This is a genomic window from Bartonella sp. AA83SXKL (assembly GCF_042196965.1).
In the GTDB taxonomy this organism is placed as follows: domain Bacteria; phylum Pseudomonadota; class Alphaproteobacteria; order Rhizobiales; family Rhizobiaceae; genus Bartonella.
The window spans coordinates 13,030-31,947 of the sequence record NZ_JBHIRG010000002.1 but is presented as its reverse complement, the minus strand read 5'-3'; the positions used below and the strand labels follow the sequence as shown (position 1 = coordinate 31,947).

The following is an 18,918-nucleotide window of genomic DNA, read 5'->3' as shown; positions in this document are numbered from 1 at the left end:
AGGAGCGTGGGTAAGGATGAAGGGTGAAATTATGGTTCAAAATCAAGGGGGTTATCTCGTTTTGGGAGGTGATGATAAGCGTTATCAATTTGAGGATTGGAATTGGTTAGGAAAAAACCACCAAGCATAGGGGATACCGTTGATTTTATCTTTATTTTAATAGGAAATTTTAGGAAAAAGCTACAAATTAGAGGATATCCAATATTTATAATATAAAAAGTAGGTCATTCAGCTTACTTTGATTGTATTAAGGGGGATAAATTGAAAATAACAAATTATTTAGTGTAGATTTGGTAATGAGGTATTAATCAAAATCATGCATAGTTGGGCAAAATATTAAGAAATTTGTGCTGTAAAGACTGTGCTATTTTATGTGGACAAAGCAGAAACGTCGATCAATCAAAGTACGCTTTGTACTACCTCTTATGACGGTGGGAGTCTTAAGCTATTTCAGTTATCACATTTATCATGGTGAGTATGGATTGTATTCACGCAGTGAAGTTAATCAGCATATTAGCGAATTAGAAAAGGAGCTTCATAAAATAGAAGCTGAGCGGATATTCATGGAAAAGCGTATTTCTCTTTTACGCAACGGGCATATAGAAAAAGATATGTTGGATGAGTATGTCCGAAAGAACTTGAACTTCTCTAAGTCAAATGAACTGACAATCTTAATACCTTGAAATGATACTAAAGGTAAATGAAAAATCGCTTAATTTAAACAACAATCAGCAATGATATTGTTTAAGCCGATTGATAAGGCTTGTAACTTTTGTTCGTAAAGGTTATTCCTAAATAATCATAAAAGGGAGTTTAATATGGCAGAACGACTTAAAAAAAATTCTGCGTCGGCGGCGCGCACTGCATTATCAAGCACCACAAAGAAAGCACCAATAGCAGATTTTACAAAAGAAGAAGAAATTGATGCTTATCGTGAAATGCTTTTAATTCGCCGTTTTGAAGAAAAAGCAGGACAACTTTATGGTATGGGGCTTATAGGGGGATTTTGTCACCTTTATATTGGTCAGGAAGCCGTTGTTATAGGAACATTGAAAGCGGCAAAAGAAGGTGATCAGGTTATTACGTCTTACCGTGATCATGGACATATGTTAGCGGTTGGGATGAGTCCGCGTGGTGTTATGGCAGAATTAACGGGACGTCAAGGGGGCTTTTCTAAAGGGAAAGGTGGCTCGATGCATATGTTCTCTAAAGAAAAGAACTTTTATGGGGGACATGGTATTGTTGGTGCGCAGGTTCCCATTGGTTCAGGTTTGGCATTTTCGAATCAGTACCTTGGTAAAGATAATGTGACATTGGTTTATTTTGGTGATGGTGCTGCAAATCAGGGGCAGGTTTACGAGAGTTTTAATATGGCTTCACTTTGGAAGCTTCCCGTTGTTTATATTATTGAAAACAATCAGTATGCTATGGGAACGTCAGTTTCACGTGCATCTGCAGAAACTGATTTTTCCCGACGTGGTCTTTCTTTTGAAATTCCAGGTATTGTTGTTGATGGTATGGATGTTCGATCCGTAAAAGGAGCTGCTGATGAAGCAATTTCTTGGGCACGTTCAGGTAAAGGACCGATCATTCTTGATATGCAGACCTATCGCTATCGTGGTCATTCCATGTCTGACCCAGCGAAATATCGTTCAAAGGAAGAAGTCCAAAAAATAAAAGAGGAGCACGATCCGATTGATCAAGTAAAAAGTCGGATTCTTAAAAAAAATTGGGCGAGCGAGGACGATTTAAAATCTATTGAGAAAGAGGTCCGTGCAATTGTTGCTGATGCGGCAGATTTTGCACAAAGTGATCAAGAGCCAGATGCTTCTGAGCTCTATACTGATATTTTAGTTTGATGCGAGGGAAGCAAGTATGTCTATTGATATTTTGATGCCGGCGCTTTCACCAACTATGGAAGAAGGTAAACTGTCTAAATGGCTCAAGAAAGAAGGTGATAAGGTTAGCTCTGGCGATGTTATTGCTGAAATTGAGACGGATAAGGCTACAATGGAAGTAGAGGCTGTTGATGAAGGTACTCTTGGTAAAATTTTTATTCCTGAAGGGTCTGAAGGTGTAAAGGTTAACACTGTTATTGCGGTTTTGTTAGAAGAAGGTGAGCGTGTTGAGGATATTTTGCAACCTACCGATACAGCACAAAAACCTAAGGAATTTCCTCTTTCTCTACCTTCGTCAGTTCCGCAGGCTGCTCCTACTTTTGATACATCTCCTGATTTTGATATTCCAGCGGGAACCCAAATGGTTACGATGACAGTACGTGAAGCGCTTAATCAGGCTTTGGCTGAGGAAATGCGGCGTGATGAAAAAGTTTTTCTCATGGGGGAAGAGGTCGCGCAATATCAAGGTGCCTATAAGGTTAGTCAAGGTTTGTTGGAAGAATTCGGAGAACGCCGAGTTATTGATACCCCAATTACAGAGCACGGCTTTGCTGGGCTGGCTGTTGGGGCTGCTTTTGGTGGGTTACGTCCCATTGTTGAGTTTATGACATTTAATTTTGCGATGCAGGCGATGGACCAAATTATTAACTCAGCAGCCAAAACACGTTATATGTCTGGTGGACAAATGACCGCTCCTATGGTTTTCCGAGGTCCCAATGGCGCGGCTGCCCGTGTTGGTGCTCAACATTCTCAATGTTATGCTGCATGGTATAGTCATGTACCAGGTCTGAAAGTTGTCATGCCTTATAGTGCTGCAGATGCAAAAGGTTTGCTGAAAGCTGCTATTCGTGATGATAATCCTGTTATTTTCCTTGAAAATGAGATTTTGTATGGGCATCAATTTGATGTTCCTCAACTGGATGATTTTCTTTTGCCTATTGGTAAGGCACGTATTCATAAGTCTGGACAAGATGTGACGATTGTTGCATGTGGGATTGGAATGCATTACGCGGTTGAAGCTTTATCTGAAATTGAAAAACTTGGTATCGATGTTGAATTAATTGATTTACGGACCATTCGCCCGATGGATCTTCCAACAATTCTTTCGTCAGTTAAAAAAACAGGTCGTTTGGTTACAATTGAAGAGGGATTTCCTCAGTCATCTGTGGGAACTGAAATAGCAACGCGTGTTATGCAGCAGGCTTTTGACTATCTTGATGCGCCAATTGCTACGATTTCTGGCAAAGATGTTCCGATGCCTTATGCCGCTAATCTTGAGAAGTTGGCTTTGCCTAATACTGCTGAAATTATTGAGGCCGTTAAGGCTGTGACATACAGAGCATAACGGAGGAAAGCATAATGCCCATTAAAATTACAATGCCAGCGCTTTCCCCTACGATGGAAGAGGGAAATTTAACAAAATGGAATATTAAGGAGGGAGATAAGGTTTCCTCTGGTGATGTTATTGCTGAGATTGAGACGGATAAAGCGACAATGGAAGTCGAAGCCGTTGATGAAGGTAGGGTTGCTAAAATTGTTGTTCCTGCTGGAACACAAGGCGTTAAAGTAAATGCTTTAATTGTTGTTTTAGCAGAAGAAGGTGAAGATTTAGCTGAAGCTGCAAAAGTTACAGAAGAAATCTCTTCTTCTACAAGACAAAAACCAGAGGGCATCAAACAGACAGATTCTCTGAAACAGACGGACTCAAAGGGAATAAAAATGTCTCATGAATCATCAACTGGGCAATTAATACAGCAAGATAAAAAGGAAGCTCGTCTTTTTGCCTCTCCCTTAGCGCGGCGATTAGCATCTCAGGCAGGTCTTGATTTATCCCTTATTTCTGGAAGTGGTCCGCATGGGCGTATTATTAAGCGCGATGTAGAAAAAGCTGTGAGCAGCGATATGTCTAAAGTGTCTTATTCCTCACCGATAGGGGAGCTAATAGCTACAGGTGCTTCGGACAAACAGATATTGAAACTCTTCAAAGAGGATGAATATAGCTTCGCTCCCCATAATAATATGCGTAAAACAATCGCGACACGTTTGGTAGAATCAAAACAGAGAGTCCCACATTTCTATGTAACGGTAGATTGTGAACTTGATGCGCTATTAGCACTGCGTACACAACTAAATGCTGCTGCTCCAATGGTTAAGGGGCAGGAAGAAACTCAGCCTACTTATAAGCTTTCTGTTAATGATATGGTGATCAAAGCTGTCGCACTTTCTTTGAAAGCGGTTCCTGATGCGAATGTTTCTTGGCTTGAAGGCGGGATGCTTCATCATAAACATTGTGATGTTGGGGTTGCTGTTTCTATTCCCAATGGATTAATTACACCGATTATTCGCCATGCAGAGGAAAAGCCGTTATCACTTATTTCCAAAGAGATGAAGGATTTTGCAAAGCGTGCGCGCGAGGGCAAGTTAAAAATGGAAGAATATCAGGGTGGAACAACAGCTGTATCAAATATGGGGATGTATGGTATAAAAAGTTTTTCGGCTATTCTTAATCCACCGCATGCGACGATTTTTGCGATTGGTGCAGGGGAGCAACGCGCCGTTGTTAAAAATGGTGCATTAGTTGTTGCGACAGTTATATCAGTTACGCTTTCTGCGGATCATCGTGCTGTCGATGGTGCTTTAGCAGCAGAGCTTGCGCGGACTTTTAAGAAGATGATTGAAAATCCATTAGCAATGTTGGTTTGAACTGTTTAACAGTTCTTCACGTAAATTGTGAGAAAGCGTGTTAAGAGAATAGAAACAAATTTAAAGAGTTTAAAGAGCAATGTTATTGCTATTTCTGGTTTGGATAAAGCATTTGCGTGAAGTTTAAAGCAAAAGACATAAGATAATTCTGTTATGTTCATTTTCAGTCTTAAGTTCAAAAAATGCATATCCATTTTATATATATCCATGGAGGAATTACTGTGGCAAATCTTTATGATGTAATTGTGATTGGATCAGGTCCAGGCGGATATGTAACCGCAATTCGTGCAGCACAATGTGGCTTTAAGACTGCGATTGTTGAACGTGAACATTTGGGAGGAATCTGTTTAAATTGGGGATGTATTCCCACAAAGTCCCTTCTACGTTCAGCGGAAATGAAACATTTTGCTGAACATGCGAAAAATTATGGACTAAAAATTAATGGTTCAATTGAGGCAAACATCAAAGATGTTGTGGCACGTTCACGCGGTGTTTCAGCACGTTTAAATGCTGGTGTTGGTTTTTTAATGAAAAAAAACAAAATTGATATTATCTGGGGTGAAGCAAAGCTTACTAAAGAAGCAAAGGGAAGCCTTCCTGCGGAAATTATGGTTTCTTCATCCTCCAAACCGATTATGCAACCGCAAAATCCAGTCCCTAAAGGGACGTTAGGGGAGGGAACTTATCAAGCAAAGCATATCATTATTGCAACGGGCGCACGTCCTCGTGTCCTTCCTGGTATTGAGCCAGATGGAAAACTCATTTGGACTTATTTTGAAGCTATGATACCGCCAGCAATGCCAAAATCGCTTTTGGTTATAGGGTCTGGGGCTATTGGCATTGAATTTGCTTCTTTTTATCATGATATGGGGGCGACAGTAACTGTTGTTGAAATGATGCCCCATATCATGCCTGCTGAAGATATTGAAATTTCAACGTTTGCTCGTAAACAGTTAGAGAAAAAAGGTTTACGCATTCTTCGTCAAGCAAAAGTAACAAAGGTTGAAAAATCTTCCGATTCTGTAAGTGTACATATTGATGTTCAAGGTAAAATAGAGTCAATGACTGTTGACCGGTTGATTTCCGCTGTTGGGGTGCAAGGTAATATTGAGAATCTTGGTTTAGAAGCTTTGGGAATAAAAACCGATCGCGGCTGCATTGTAACTGATGAATGGAGTTGGACGGGGGTGGAAGGTATTTATGCTATTGGTGATGTAGCAGGCCCTCCTATGTTGGCCCATAAAGCAGAAGAAGAAGGTGTGATATGTATTGAGCATCTTGCAGGTTTGAAAAGCGCTCATCCACTTGATAAAAGAAAAATTCCAGGGTGTACATATTGTACACCACAGGTTGCCTCTGTAGGGCTTTCAGAAGCGGCAGCAAAAGAAGCAGGTTATGATATACGTATTGGTCGTTATTCTTTTGCTGCGAATGGTAAGGCGATTGCTTTGGGTGAAGATCAGGGGTTAGTAAAAACGATTTTTGATAAAAAAACAGGACAGCTTCTCGGGGCCCATATGGTAGGGGCTGAGGTAACAGAATTGATACAGGGTTTTGTTATTGCTATGAATCTTGAAACAACAGAAGAAGAATTAATGCATACTATCTTTCCACATCCGACCTTATCGGAAATGATGAAAGAAAGTGTATTAGATGCTTATGGTCAAGTTTTAAACGCTTGATGACTGGATTGTATGAAAAATTTTATATTTTTGATTGTTACTTCGTATTTATAAGGCAAAGGCTTAAATGGTTACGGTTGTTGATAGAGTTGCAAATAGACGATTGCGTCATCCTGAAAAGGCACATCGTCCTGATACAAGCGTTCAAAAAAAGCCAGATTGGATTCGTGTAAAAGCGCCAACATCACCAATTTATAAGGAAACACATGGTATTGTACGTACGCATAAGTTAGTGACTGTATGTGAAGAAGCTGGTTGTCCTAATATTGGCGAATGTTGGAGCCAGAGGCATGCTAGCTTTATGATTTTAGGTGAAATATGTACGCGTGCTTGTGCTTTTTGTAACGTTGCAACAGGTATTCCACTTGCCGTTGATGATAATGAGCCAGAACGTGTCGCTGATGCTGTTGCACGGATGGAATTAAAACATGTTGTCATTACATCTGTTGATCGTGATGATCTTGCTGATGGTGGTGCTGAGCATTTTGCAAAAGTTATTTATGCGATTCGTCAAAAAACTCCTAAAACAACAATTGAAGTTCTTACACCTGATTTTCGTCATAAGGATGGCGCTTTAGAAGTTGTTGTTGCTGCTAAGCCTGATGTTTTTAATCATAACTTAGAAACAGTTCCTTCTAAATATTTGAAGGTCCGTCCAGGGGCACGTTATTTTCATTCAATTCGTTTATTACAACGTGTTAAAGAACTTGATCCAACAATTTTTACAAAATCGGGAATTATGGTTGGCCTTGGGGAGGAGCGAAATGAAGTTTTGCAATTGATGGATGATTTGCGCGCTGCTGATGTTGACTTTATGACAATTGGACAATATTTGCAGCCTACACGAAAACATCATCCAGTTGTTCGTTTTGTGCCTCCTGAAGAATTTGAGTCTTTTGCCAAGATTGGTAAAGTAAAAGGATTTTTACATATGGCCTCCAATCCTCTAACGCGTTCATCTCATCATGCTGGAGATGATTTTGCCATTTTGCAAAAAGCGCGTGATGAAAAATTTTCCTTACAGAGATAATTATGCCGATTTTTACAATACATCGGCAGATCACCCATAGTGCCAGTGAAATGTTTGATCTGGTTTCAGATATTGAGCGTTATCCTGAATTTTTACCAATGTGTGAGTCTTTAATAATACGTTCTCGAAAAGAATATGGAAAAAAAATATTGCTTCTTGCGGATATGACCGTTGGCTATAAGATTATTCGTGAAACTTTTACGACTCAAGTATTTCTTCAGCCGGAAAAAAGTCTTATAGAAGTTAAATATATTGATGGTCCATTCAAATATCTTGAAAATCGTTGGGCCTTTCATGATATTGAAAATACCAATGCATGTAATGTAGAGTTTTTTATTGATTATGAATTTAAAAGTAAAACGCTTGGATTAGTGATGGGCTCAATGTTTGATATTGCGTTTCGTAAATTTACCGAGGCTTTTGAGAAGCGTGCGCATCAGATTTATGGCTCTACGGTAACATAGTCTATTCTGTTATTTTTTAACAATACGTATTGCTTATAACAGCGTGAAGGTGAAAACCGGTTTCCATCTTTACTATTTGTTTTAAATTCAGCTTTCAAAAGCATATTGAAGGAACATCATTTTAAATGATGAAGATGATGCACAGCTTCATGCTTTTGTTTCACTCTTTTTTAATAGATTCACATCCGTTAAACAGAGCGCCCAAATAGAACATGCTTGCGTCATACCCATTTCATAATAGTGCTCATAATAAATAGTATATATTCTCGTAAAAGTATATAAAATCTACATCTGTACACTTATGAAGAAGTCCTCCTGCATCATTTATTTGCCATCTCTCAAGATGTTGCGCGCCAGCTCTTAGCACTTGAGAGAAGTACAAGTGTCTCTTTCTTTAATCATTTTATTTATACAGTTTTTTCTCTTGTGGCGTGTAAGTGAATAAATTTGATTAATTCAACCTACACAGGACTGAAGTGAGATAACTTTACGCTATTCAGATCGTTCATTTTCAAGTTGTGATACAATAAAAATTTTTCAAGATGTTGACGATTATAGACTCGATGGGGAATAAAGAATTTTAAAATTAGTATGGGGAATTCAGTGAAGCAATTCCAGAATCATTTTAAAAGCATTTTCAACAGTTGCATGGCGGATAGCATTGCGATTAAGATGAGCAAAGTGCATTTCTTTGTGCAGGGGGGAGTGGTTTTTATAAGCTACTGCGCAATGCACAAGTCCTACAGGTTTATCAAGACTTGCACCTCCTGGACCAGCAATTCCTGTTACAGAAACTGCAATGTCAGCTTGTGAATGTTTTAATCCACCCTCAGCCATTGCAAGAGAAACTTCTTTTGAAACGGCACCATAGGTTTTTATAAGTTCAGCACAAACGCCAACAAGGCGTGTTTTAGATTCATTTGAATAAACAACAAATCCACAATCGAGAACATCTGACGATCCTGCAATATTTGTGAGGCTTGCAGCAATGAGTCCTCCTGTACAAGACTCTACAGTTGTTAACAGCAAACCTTTTTGGCGAAAGGTATTAAGGACTTCATGTGCTTGTTTTTCACAAAGATATGTCATTGGGGAATTTCTCCTGAATAAAGGACGCTCGCTGTTGCAAGAGCAGCAATTCCCTCACCACGACCAATAAATCCAAGCCGTTCATTTGTTGTTGCTTTGATAGAGATTCGATCAGGTGTCATTGCAAGTATTGTCATAAGGTTTTCTGTCATGGCATGACGATAGGGACCAATTTTAGGATTTTCAGCGATAATTGTGATATCAACATTGGCGATACGACCACCTGCTTGTTTTATAATATCAAGAGCATGACGGAGAAAAATTTCTGATGATACATTTTTCCATTGAGGATCAGAGGGAGGAAAATGTGTACCGATATCTCCAGCACCTTGAGTTGCAAGAAGGGCATCTGTTAATGCATGAAGAGCAACATCCGCATCGGAGTGTCCATTTAATTTTTTATGAAAAGGGATTTTTATACCACATAATATAAGAAAATCACCATCCTCAAAAGAGTGAACATCATAACCATTGCCGGTGCGAATATCAGGAAATATTTGCATTTTCTTTTGGAGATATAAATGTGCAGTATTAAAATCTTCATGCCATGTAATTTTTATGTTGTTAGGATCTCCAGGAACGGTACGCATAGGAATTCCAAACCATTCGGCAATTGCAGAATCGTCAGTGAATTCTTGTTTGCAAGCTTGTTTTGCTTTTTTATGGGCCACTAAGATATGTTCAAAGGGAAAACACTGTGGAGTTTGTGCACTATAAAGATGGGTACGGGGAATTGTTTCTAAAACATGCTGATTATTTATACGTTTAAGGGTATCAGAGATGGGCAGAACAGGAAGAACACCTTCTTGAGGCGTGATAGTGTTGTGAATGTTATTAAGAAGCTTGTTTTCGATAAAAGGGCGTGCACCATCATGAATATGCACATATTGGGGGTCAAATTTTTTGAGTGCCTGAAGTCCATATAAGGTAGAGATTTGACGTGTATTGCCTCCTTCAACGATAATAAGGCGCTCTTTAAAATCGTCAATAGCTTGTTCACAGATTTGACGATCTTCTGGATGAATAACAAGAATAATTGTTGTGATAGCTGGATGCTGCAAAAAACAATGCACGGTATGATAAATAATTGGCTTTTGTCCTAGAAGCCGATATTGTTTTGGAATTTTATGGGGAGATCCTGCTCTTTCACCCCGTCCAGCGGCTAATATCATTGCTGCAATAGAAATACTTAATCTCCTTGTTATAATCTTAGTTTGCTTTTTTGTCATTAATTTTAAAATGATTTTGAAAGGATGGTTGTTGTAGATCAGCAAGGGATATCACGGATAACACCTCAAAAAAAGCATTTAATGCTTTTTGAAGTGCGGTATTTAAACCACAAAAATCAAACAAGGGGCAAGTTGGTTCTGCAGTATCGAAACATTCTGTGAGGGAAAAGTTGTCTTCTGTTACTTTCACAACATCCGCGACTGAAATCTCTGCTGCGGGTTTAGCCAATCTAACTCCACCATTGCGTCCACGCACTGTTTGTATAAAACCTGCTTGAACAAGCAGCTGAAGGATTTTAAATAAAAAAAGCTCTGAAACGGCATATGCTTTAGCAATTTCTGGAACACGACTGAGAGTTCCCTGATTATCTGCACAATACATGAGCATTCGAAGAGCATAATTTGTTTGTTTTGTTAATCGCATCTCATTTCCTTCGTAAAGTATCGTCGAACACAGTCTATTTTAAAGATATTTTGCAAAATGTAGAAGTTTTTTCTCGTTGACTATATTTGCCCTATTTTAAATGTAGTATTAGTATTGTCAATTTTTGCTACAAAAGGTTATATGAGAATAATGGGATAAGGGTATGTAAGCTCATGACGAATATAACATCTGTGACGAATCTTCAAGACATAGATAAAAATACTTATAACGATGAGTTGTATCGTTTAAGTAAGGTATATATTTTTTTAGGGATTACAATTATTGTATTGGCTTTACTTACGGCCTCTGTTTCATTTATTATTCTTATTGGATTAACTCCTGTTGTTCCCAGTAGAACAGTAACCCTTATTCTTATAGGAATTAATAGTTTTTGGGTTTTAGGGCTTATTGTCATCGTTTTTTATGAGATGATACCGATCATTCGTGCTTGGCGTTCAAGGCGTGCAGGATCGCGTCTTCATGTGCGCCTTATTTCATTGTTTGCACTTGTTGCGACAATGCCAGCTGTTGCTGTAGCTCTTGTATCGGGTCCAGCACTAAATTTGGGACTTGATCGATGGTTTGATACAACAACGCGGCAAATTGTGGGCTCTTCTATTGATTTAGCAAATGCTTATGCAGATGAAATGCTTCAAAATTTAAAAAATTTATCCTACGCGATGGCATTTGCACTTGATAACAAAAAACTCTTAGAACGTAATCCAGCTGAATATAGGATGCAATTGACGCGTCATGCTCTAGGACGCAATTTGCGTGGTGCATTTTTGTTAAGTTCTAGTGGAGCTATTTTTGTATCGAGTGCTCTTGGTGATGAAGATAAACTGCCAATTCCTCCTTCTCATCTTATTGAACGTGCAACCAGTGCGAGACCTTTTTCTTTTCAACCAGGCGTTCATGATTATTTTGGTATTATTTTAAAATTTACCAATATTCCAAACACATTTTTATATTTGGTGCGTGACGTTGATAAAGGTGTTTTATCTGCTTTGCGTTTGACAGAAGTTAATACAGATCGTTATCGTGATTTAAATGAAAATCGCCTGCTGACACAGATTGCATTTGGTATGCTTTATTTGTGTCTTTTTTTTAGTTTATTCTTATCAGCCATTTGGGCTGCTATTGCTGTTGCTGATCGCTTAGTACGTCCTATTCGTCTTCTCATTAGTGCTGCCGATGATGTTGCTTCTGGAAATATGGAAATTTTCGTGCCAGTACGAGCAAAAGATGGAGATATTGGGCAATTATCCAAAACTTTTAATTACATGGTCAGTGAATTGAAAAGTCGGCGTAATGAATTGATTGCAGTGCGTGATCAAATTGATGAAAGACGGCGTTTTTCTGAAGCTGTATTATCGGGTGTAACAGCGGGAGTAGCAGGTATAGATGATAATGGTGATATCACCATTATCAATCGGTCTATTGAAGCGATGTTTGATATTCGCTCTGAGCACGTTGTTGGAAAAAGTCTTTTATCTTTAAGCGCTGAAATTTGGCAGGTTTTTCAGTTTGTGCGTTCATTGGATCGTAAAAACCATCGTGAGCAGGTCACTTTAAATGTTGCAGGAAAAGAGCGTGTCTGTAATGTCCAAGTTACGATGGAGGAGGATGATGGACAGGGACAATCTTGGGTTCTAACAATTGATGATATTACAGACCTTGTTGCAGCGCAACGTACAGCGGCGTGGGCGGATATTGCGCGGCGTATTGCACACGAAATTAAAAATCCTCTTACACCTATTCAATTATCCGCTGAACGCATTCGTAAACGTTATAACAAAGCTATTACACAAGATAGAGAGGTCTTTGAGCGGTGTATTGACACAATTATTCGGCAGGTTGGAGATATTGGGCGTATGGTTGATGAGTTTTCCTCTTTTGCACGTATGCCCAAACCCAAAATGCATATTTTAGATATACGAGAATTGTTGCGCGAAGCATGTTTCTTGATAGAAGTGACGCGACATGATATTCATTTTGAGCAAGATTTAGGAACTCTACCACTTATGGGTGCATTTGATAACCGTCTCATTGTACAGGCTTTTTGCAATGTTATCAAAAACGCGAGCGAATCCATAGATTCAGTTATGCGAGAGGAAAATATTCACGGTCATATTCTTATCCGTTCTTATCGTCAGGAAGAATGGGTGGTTGTGGATGTTGTTGATAACGGGAAAGGACTTCCTAAAGAGCAAAGACAAAAGTTATTAGAACCCTATATAACAACGCGGGAAAAAGGAACAGGGCTGGGGTTAGCTATTGTGCGCAAAGTTATTGAAGATCACGGTGGTTTCATGGAGCTTCATGATGCACCGGAGAGTTTTTATGAAGGTCGTGGTGCGATGATCCGTTTGATATTTCCAGCGGATGGGGGTAAGCAGGGTAATATTATACAAGCCATAAATCATAAGATAGGGGAATAGTATGGTATCAGATATCTTGATTGTTGATGATGAAGCAGATATTCGTGAGCTTGTTGCTGGTATTTTAGATGATGAAGGTTATGAAACGCGTGTTGCTTGTAACTCTGATGAAGCATTGGCTCAAATTAGTGAGCGTATTCCAAAGCTCATTTTTTTGGATATTTGGCTACAGGGTAGTCGTCTCGATGGTTTAGCACTGCTTGATGAAATTAAAACACAATATCCGACTCTTCCGGTCGTTATGATCTCTGGTCATGGTAATATTGAGACGGCTGTTTCCGCTATAAAGCGAGGGGCATATGATTTCATTGAAAAACCTTTTAAAGCTGATAGACTTGTATTGGTTGCAGAGAGAACACTTGAAAATTCAAATTTAAAACGTGAGCTTTTAGAATTGCGAAAGCGTTCGAACGAGACATTAGAGTTGCTCGGAAAATCGACAGTTATAAAAAATTTGCGTCAAATCATAGAAAAAGTAGCACCAACCAATAGTCGCATCATGATAACAGGTCCTTCAGGGGCAGGAAAAGAGACTGTTGCACGAACTATTCATGCGCTCTCAACGCGTTCGAATGGGCCATTTGTTACAATAAATGCTGCAACGATTACTCCAGAAAGAATGGAAATAGAGCTGTTTGGCAGCGAAATGGAGGGAAGAGAGCGTAAAATCGGTGCCTTAGAGGAAGCTCATGGCGGTATCTTATATCTTGATGAAATTGCTGACATGCCGCGTGAGACTCAAGGAAAGATTCTTCGAGTTTTAACGGGACAAACATTTGAGAGAATTGGCGGCACAAAACGTGTTAAGGTGGATGTCCGTATCATTTCTTCGACAGCGCAAAATCTTGAAAACCTCATTTCTGATGGGCGCTTTAGGGAGGATCTTTTTCACCGTCTTTCCGTTGTTCCTATTGTTGTTCCGCCCCTTTCAGCGCGTCGTGAAGATATTCCAGAACTTGTACATCATTTTGTAAAAACAATATCACAGCAGGTTGGGATTAAACCGCGTGCAATCAGTGATGATGTGATTGCTATTTTGCAAACGCACGCTTGGCCGGGTAATGTGCGGCAATTACGTAATAATATTGAGCGTCTTCTTATTCTTGTGCGGGATGGTGATGGTCCTATAACAGCGGACTTTCTTCCCAGTGAAGTAAGTGATTCTTTGCCACGTCTTCAAATGGATTCAGATGAAAGTATAATGGATTTGCCGTTACGTGAAGCTCGAGAATTATTTGAAAAGAGATATTTAGTGGCGCAGATTGGGCGTTTGGGTGGAAATATATCACGTACTGCTGAATTTATAGGCATGGAGCGTTCAGCTTTGCACCGTAAACTTAAAGCGCTTGGAGTTTCTTAAAGCGATGCGTATTATTATTTGTGGAGCAGGACAGGTTGGTTATGGGATAGCAGAGCGTCTTGCTGCTGAAAATCACGATGTTACTGTTATTGATATTGAAACGAGATTAATTGAAAAGATTCGCGATACATTGGATGTGAGAGGTTTTGTTGGTCACGGTTCACGGCCTGAAGTTCTTTTGGCTGCAGATGCAGACAAAGCTGATATGTTGATTGCTGTCACTTTGTTTGATGAAGTTAATATGGTAGCTTGCCAAGTAGCACATTCATTATTTAATGTGCCCACAAAAATTGCTCGTATTCGCTCACAATCTTATTTAGAACCACGTTATAAGACGCTTTTTTCCAGAGAGAATATTCCCATTGATGTGGTTATTTCGCCAGAAGTTGAAGTTGGGGAAATGGTTTTGCGCCGTATTGCTTTACCTGGTGCAATAGATGTTCTTTATTTTTGTAATGATGATATTGTGGCACTAGCTTTGGAATGCATGGAAGATTGTCCAGTTATTAATACACCTTTGCGTCAATTAACAGAGCTTTTTCCAGATCTTCATACGACGGTTACTGCTATTAAACGTGGCGCGGAATTATTGGTTGCACATTCAGAAACGCAATTACGCGTTGGTGATATAACCTATCTTGTTGTTTCTCGTGAACAGATGCGTCGTGCTGTTGGGCTTTTTGGTCATAAAGAACAAGATGCCCACCGCATGATTATTGCAGGGGGTGGTCACATTGGCCTTTATGTTGCACAGGCTATTGAAAAGCGTTTCCATAAATTAAAATTGAAGATTATAGAAGCGCATAGAGAAAGAGCCCTCACAATTGCTGATCAGCTTGAAAAAACAACAGTTTTATACGGTAACGTGTTAGATCCAGTGATTCTTCAAGATGCGGGAATTGATCAGTCCGATTTAATGATTACATTGACCAATCAAGATCAGGTTAATCTCTTAAGCGCTATTATTGCTAAAAGATTGGGCTGCAAAGCCAATATGGTATTGATTAATAATGTTGCCTATCAAGAATTTAGTCGTGCTGTTGGTGTGGATGCATATCTTAATCCCCATAGTGTTACAATATCGAGAATTTTGCAACAAATGCGCCGTGGGCGTATTCGTTCTGTTCATTCAGTTTTTAATGGCCGAGCAGAAATTATTGAAGCTGAAGTGATGCAAACATCTTCATTGGTTGGTAAGTCATTATCAGAGCTCAATTTATCAGATGGTTTGAGAATTGGTGCAATTTATCGCAATAAGACAATAATACAGCTTTCGGCAGATACGCGCATTTTGTCTGGTGATAGAATAGTGATTTTTGCTCTTGCTGATAGGGTTCGTGATGTTGAACAACTCTTTCGCGTAAGTTTAGAATATTTTTGATATATTATCTATGGATATTTGTACTTTTTGGTATAGTGGACAATTAAGATTGGTGGATAGGCTTTGTTTGTCCTCAATGGTTAAAACTGGACAGCGCGTTAAGCTTTTTAGTTATGATAAAAAAATAGATAATCTCCCTGCTGGTGTTGAGCTGCATGAAGCCGAATCAATTTTACCACGCTCAGCAATTTATCGCCTTGATCCCGATTTTTCTGATGATAAACTAGGGTGTACAATTGTTCAGTTCTCGGATTTTTTTCGTGTTATGCTGATGAAATATCAACAAGGTGTTTGGTTAGATACAGATGTTTACCTTGTTAAACAATTTCATCCAGATGCGGATAAGGTTTGGTTGGCAAGAGAAAATAATACAAGAGTAGGCGTTTCTGCACTTTATTTTCCGCCCAATAACCCTATTATAAAAATATTTGAGGATTATTGGGCTGGCACAGAAATTATTCCTCATTGGCTTGGGTTTAAGCGTCGTGTTTGGAGACCGTTCTGGTTAAAGAGGAAAAAAATGCCGATTTTACCGGGAAATCTTGGCGTTACAATATTTGGCAATGATGGTATTTCACGATTAGCAAAACGATATGGTTTTTTTCATGAAGCAAAGGAAAAGGAAACTTTTTATTATTGGACTGGGCGAAAAACTGAACGTATTTTTGAACCAGCTTTTGGTGTAAAGCCGCTTACAGATTCACGCTTGATAGGCTTTCATATTCACAGAAAGACAAAGACTACGAAAAGACCTCAGGAAGGAAGTTTTTACCATTGGGCGGTATCTCGCATTCTGGATGTTCATCATTTGTTTAGGTAGAGTTATTATTGCTATTTTAACTATTGAGATTTTAATCTATCTTATACAATCTCTTGATTGTAGCTTGCACAAGAGAGTAATGTTAACATATGGATAAAAACATTGAATGTGTAAAGAGCGGTTGTTATATGAACGGAAAGTAAAAATATGAGTGATCCAATGAAAACAGCATTAAGCCTTGTTCCTATGGTTATTGAACAAACCAATCGTGGTGAGCGGGCCTATGATATTTTTTCCCGTCTTTTAAAGGAGCGGATTATTTTTATTAATGGTCCTGTTGAAGATGGTATGGCAATGCTTGTTTGTGCACAATTGCTTTTCTTGGAAGCGGAAAATCCTAAAAAAGAAATTAGTCTTTATATTAATTCTCCAGGTGGTGTCGTAACATCTGGTATGGCTATTTATGATACTATGCAGTTTATTCGCCCTCCTGTTTCTACGCTTTGCATGGGGCAAGCGGCATCTATGGGGTCTTTATTATTAACGGCTGGAGCAAAAGGTCATCGTTTTACATTGCCAAACGCACGTATTATGGTGCATCAACCATCTGGTGGTTTTCAAGGTCAAGCTTCAGATATTGAGCGACATGCGCAAGATATTATAAAGATGAAACGGCGTTTAAATGAAATTTATGTTCAACATACGAGTCAAGATTATGAGGTTATAGAGAGAACTCTCGATCGCGATCATTTTATGACAGCAGAAGAAGCCAAAGCGTTTGGCTTAGTTGATGATGTTATACAATACCGTGCAGAAACTGAAAAAGAAGAAAAAGATTAAGAATTTTTATAGAAAAAACAGCTACTTTAAATCAAAGAGTTTTATAAAAAATATCGCAAAATAAGAGAAACACCTAAAAGTATTGAGACATGCATGGTTTTCTATATGTCTTTTAGTTTTCATGATGAAAGGCTTCCTTTGAAAAGGCAAAGTGTTCATATATTGTGGTGAAAGGAAAGAAAAATGAGCAAAATTAGCAATAGCGGGAACGAATCAAAAAATACTCTCTATTGCTCGTTCTGCGGCAAGAGTCAGCATGAGGTGCGTAAGCTCATTGCGGGGCCTACTGTATTTATCTGTGATGAATGTGTAGAGCTTTGCATGGATATTATTCGGGAAGAAAATAAGTCTTCTGGGGTTAAGGTGCGTGATGGTGTTCCTACGCCACAGGAAATTATAACAGTTCTTGATGACTATGTTATTGGTCAGCAGCATGCAAAGCGTGTTCTTTCTGTTGCTGTTCATAATCATTATAAACGGTTGGCGCATCAGTCTAAAAGCAATGATATTGAGTTGGCTAAATCAAATATTCTTCTTGTTGGTCCAACGGGTTGTGGTAAAACTTATCTTGCACAAACATTAGCACGTATTATTGATGTGCCTTTTACGATGGCGGATGCGACCACTTTGACTGAAGCGGGTTATGTGGGAGAAGATGTTGAAAATATTATTTTGAAGCTTCTTCAAGCAGCAGATTATAATGTTGAACGTGCGCAGCGTGGTATTGTTTATATTGATGAGGTTGATAAGATTTCCCGTAAAGCAGACAATCCTTCTATTACAAGAGATGTTTCGGGGGAAGGAGTTCAGCAAGCGTTATTAAAAATTATGGAAGGAACGGTTGCTTCTGTTCCTCCTCAAGGTGGACGTAAGCATCCGCAACAAGAGTTTCTTCAGGTTGACACTACAAACATCTTATTCATTTGTGGGGGAGCTTTTGCAGGTTTAGAACGGATTATTTCAGGGCGTGGTGAAAAAACTTCTATTGGTTTTTCTGCGATTGTTAAGGCTCCGGATGAGCGTTGTGTCGGTGAAATTTTTCGTGATTTAGAGCCTGAAGATCTTATTAAATTTGGTTTAATACCAGAATTTATTGGGCGCCTTCCTATAGTCGCTACCTTAGAGGATTTAGATGTTAACGCCCTCATGCAAATTTTATCCCAACCTAAAAATGCGTTAGTAAAGCAATATCAGCGTCTTTTTGAAATGGAGAATGTCGAGTTAGCATTTCATGAAGATGCTTTACGTGTTATTGCAAAGAAAGCAATTGAACGTAAAACTGGTGCTCGTGGTTTACGTTCTATTATGGAGAAGATCCTTCTTGAGACGATGTTTGAGCTACCGGCTCTTGAAGGCGTTCAAAAAGTGGTTATTTCGAGTGATGTCGTTGATGGTAAAGCGCGTCCTCTTTATATTTACTCAGAACGTGCAGAAGATAAAGAAAATGTATCAGCATGACATTGTGCGATGCACAATATAAAAGGTGGTAATGAACGGTATTTGATAGGTGTTTCTAATAATATCATTATAATGCTTGATTTATGTATGAGTAATTACCACTTCATGTACAGTGAAGAGCTGAGATTTTCTAAAGGTGGGCTAATTGTTGTAGATAGC

The 18,918-nt window shown here is 38.9% G+C and carries 16 protein-coding genes; 13 read left to right on the top strand and 3 right to left on the bottom strand.

From position 1 onward, the window contains the following. Positions 1-371: 371 nt before the first annotated feature. From ACFINO_RS01380 to ACFINO_RS01350, 7 genes are all read left to right on the top strand, one after another. On the top strand, positions 372-683 hold the full coding sequence (locus tag ACFINO_RS01380) for a septum formation initiator family protein (RefSeq protein ID WP_375617692.1): 312 nt from the start codon (positions 372-374) through the stop codon (positions 681-683). A 135-nt stretch (positions 684-818) separates the two neighbouring features. Further along, positions 819-1,859 (top strand): pyruvate dehydrogenase (acetyl-transferring) E1 component subunit alpha, encoded by a 1,041-nt coding sequence (gene pdhA, locus ACFINO_RS01375; RefSeq protein WP_375654907.1) that lies wholly within the window; start codon positions 819-821, stop codon positions 1,857-1,859. Between the two features lie 16 nt (positions 1,860-1,875). Continuing rightward, a complete protein-coding gene (locus tag ACFINO_RS01370) occupies positions 1,876-3,243 on the top strand; it encodes a pyruvate dehydrogenase complex E1 component subunit beta (RefSeq protein WP_375654905.1) in 1,368 nt (455 codons plus the stop codon). Between the two features lie 14 nt (positions 3,244-3,257). Then, complete coding sequence (locus tag ACFINO_RS01365) at positions 3,258-4,601, top strand: pyruvate dehydrogenase complex dihydrolipoamide acetyltransferase (RefSeq protein WP_375654903.1); 1,344 nt, start codon at positions 3,258-3,260, stop codon at positions 4,599-4,601. 221 nt (positions 4,602-4,822) lie between these two features. Further along, complete coding sequence (gene lpdA / locus ACFINO_RS01360; protein ID WP_375654901.1) at positions 4,823-6,283, top strand: dihydrolipoyl dehydrogenase; 1,461 nt, start codon at positions 4,823-4,825, stop codon at positions 6,281-6,283. 67 nt (positions 6,284-6,350) lie between these two features. Then, positions 6,351-7,313: a lipoyl synthase gene (gene lipA / locus ACFINO_RS01355; RefSeq protein WP_375611273.1), complete on the top strand. Its 963-nt coding sequence runs from the start codon at positions 6,351-6,353 to the stop codon at positions 7,311-7,313. 2 nt (positions 7,314-7,315) lie between these two features. Beyond that, a complete protein-coding gene (locus ACFINO_RS01350) occupies positions 7,316-7,777 on the top strand; it encodes a type II toxin-antitoxin system RatA family toxin (protein ID WP_273791149.1) in 462 nt (153 codons plus the stop codon). A 600-nt stretch (positions 7,778-8,377) separates the two neighbouring features. Here ACFINO_RS01350 and ACFINO_RS01345 read toward each other — a convergent pair. From ACFINO_RS01345 to rirA, 3 genes are read right to left on the bottom strand one after another with little or no spacing between them, the layout of a single operon-like run. Further along, on the bottom strand, positions 8,378-8,866 hold the full coding sequence (locus ACFINO_RS01345; protein ID WP_375654899.1) for a CinA family protein: 489 nt from the start codon (positions 8,864-8,866) through the stop codon (positions 8,378-8,380). Further along, positions 8,863-10,095: a bifunctional 2-C-methyl-D-erythritol 4-phosphate cytidylyltransferase/2-C-methyl-D-erythritol 2,4-cyclodiphosphate synthase gene (locus ACFINO_RS01340; protein ID WP_375654897.1), complete on the bottom strand. Its 1,233-nt coding sequence runs from the start codon at positions 10,093-10,095 to the stop codon at positions 8,863-8,865. Before ACFINO_RS01340 ends, ACFINO_RS01345 begins: the two co-directional genes overlap by 4 nt. After that, positions 10,076-10,519: an iron-responsive transcriptional regulator RirA gene (rirA, locus tag ACFINO_RS01335; RefSeq protein WP_375654895.1), complete on the bottom strand. Its 444-nt coding sequence runs from the start codon at positions 10,517-10,519 to the stop codon at positions 10,076-10,078. The genes ACFINO_RS01340 and rirA overlap by 20 nt, the downstream gene beginning before the upstream one ends. Before the next feature lie 173 nt (positions 10,520-10,692). Between rirA and ACFINO_RS01330 the strand changes: the two genes are divergently transcribed. The 6 genes from ACFINO_RS01330 (at position 10,693) to clpX (ending at position 18,759) form a co-directional block, all read left to right on the top strand. Beyond that, a complete protein-coding gene (locus tag ACFINO_RS01330; protein ID WP_375631782.1) occupies positions 10,693-12,960 on the top strand; it encodes an ATP-binding protein in 2,268 nt (755 codons plus the stop codon). A 1-nt stretch (position 12,961) separates the two neighbouring features. Beyond that, positions 12,962-14,320, top strand: a complete 1,359-nt coding sequence (locus tag ACFINO_RS01325) for a sigma-54-dependent transcriptional regulator (protein ID WP_375654893.1) — start codon at positions 12,962-12,964, stop codon at positions 14,318-14,320. Positions 14,321-14,324: 4 nt separating this feature from the next. Next, complete coding sequence (gene trkA, locus ACFINO_RS01320; RefSeq protein ID WP_375611279.1) at positions 14,325-15,701, top strand: Trk system potassium transporter TrkA; 1,377 nt, start codon at positions 14,325-14,327, stop codon at positions 15,699-15,701. A 10-nt stretch (positions 15,702-15,711) separates the two neighbouring features. Next, entirely contained in the window at positions 15,712-16,521 is an 810-nt protein-coding gene (locus tag ACFINO_RS01315) for a hypothetical protein (protein WP_375654891.1), read from the top strand. Positions 16,522-16,668: 147 nt separating this feature from the next. Then, complete coding sequence (gene clpP, locus ACFINO_RS01310) at positions 16,669-17,301, top strand: ATP-dependent Clp endopeptidase proteolytic subunit ClpP (protein WP_375611281.1); 633 nt, start codon at positions 16,669-16,671, stop codon at positions 17,299-17,301. Between the two features lie 183 nt (positions 17,302-17,484). Continuing rightward, positions 17,485-18,759: an ATP-dependent Clp protease ATP-binding subunit ClpX gene (clpX, locus tag ACFINO_RS01305; protein ID WP_375654889.1), complete on the top strand. Its 1,275-nt coding sequence runs from the start codon at positions 17,485-17,487 to the stop codon at positions 18,757-18,759. The last annotated feature ends 159 nt before the right edge of the window (positions 18,760-18,918 follow it).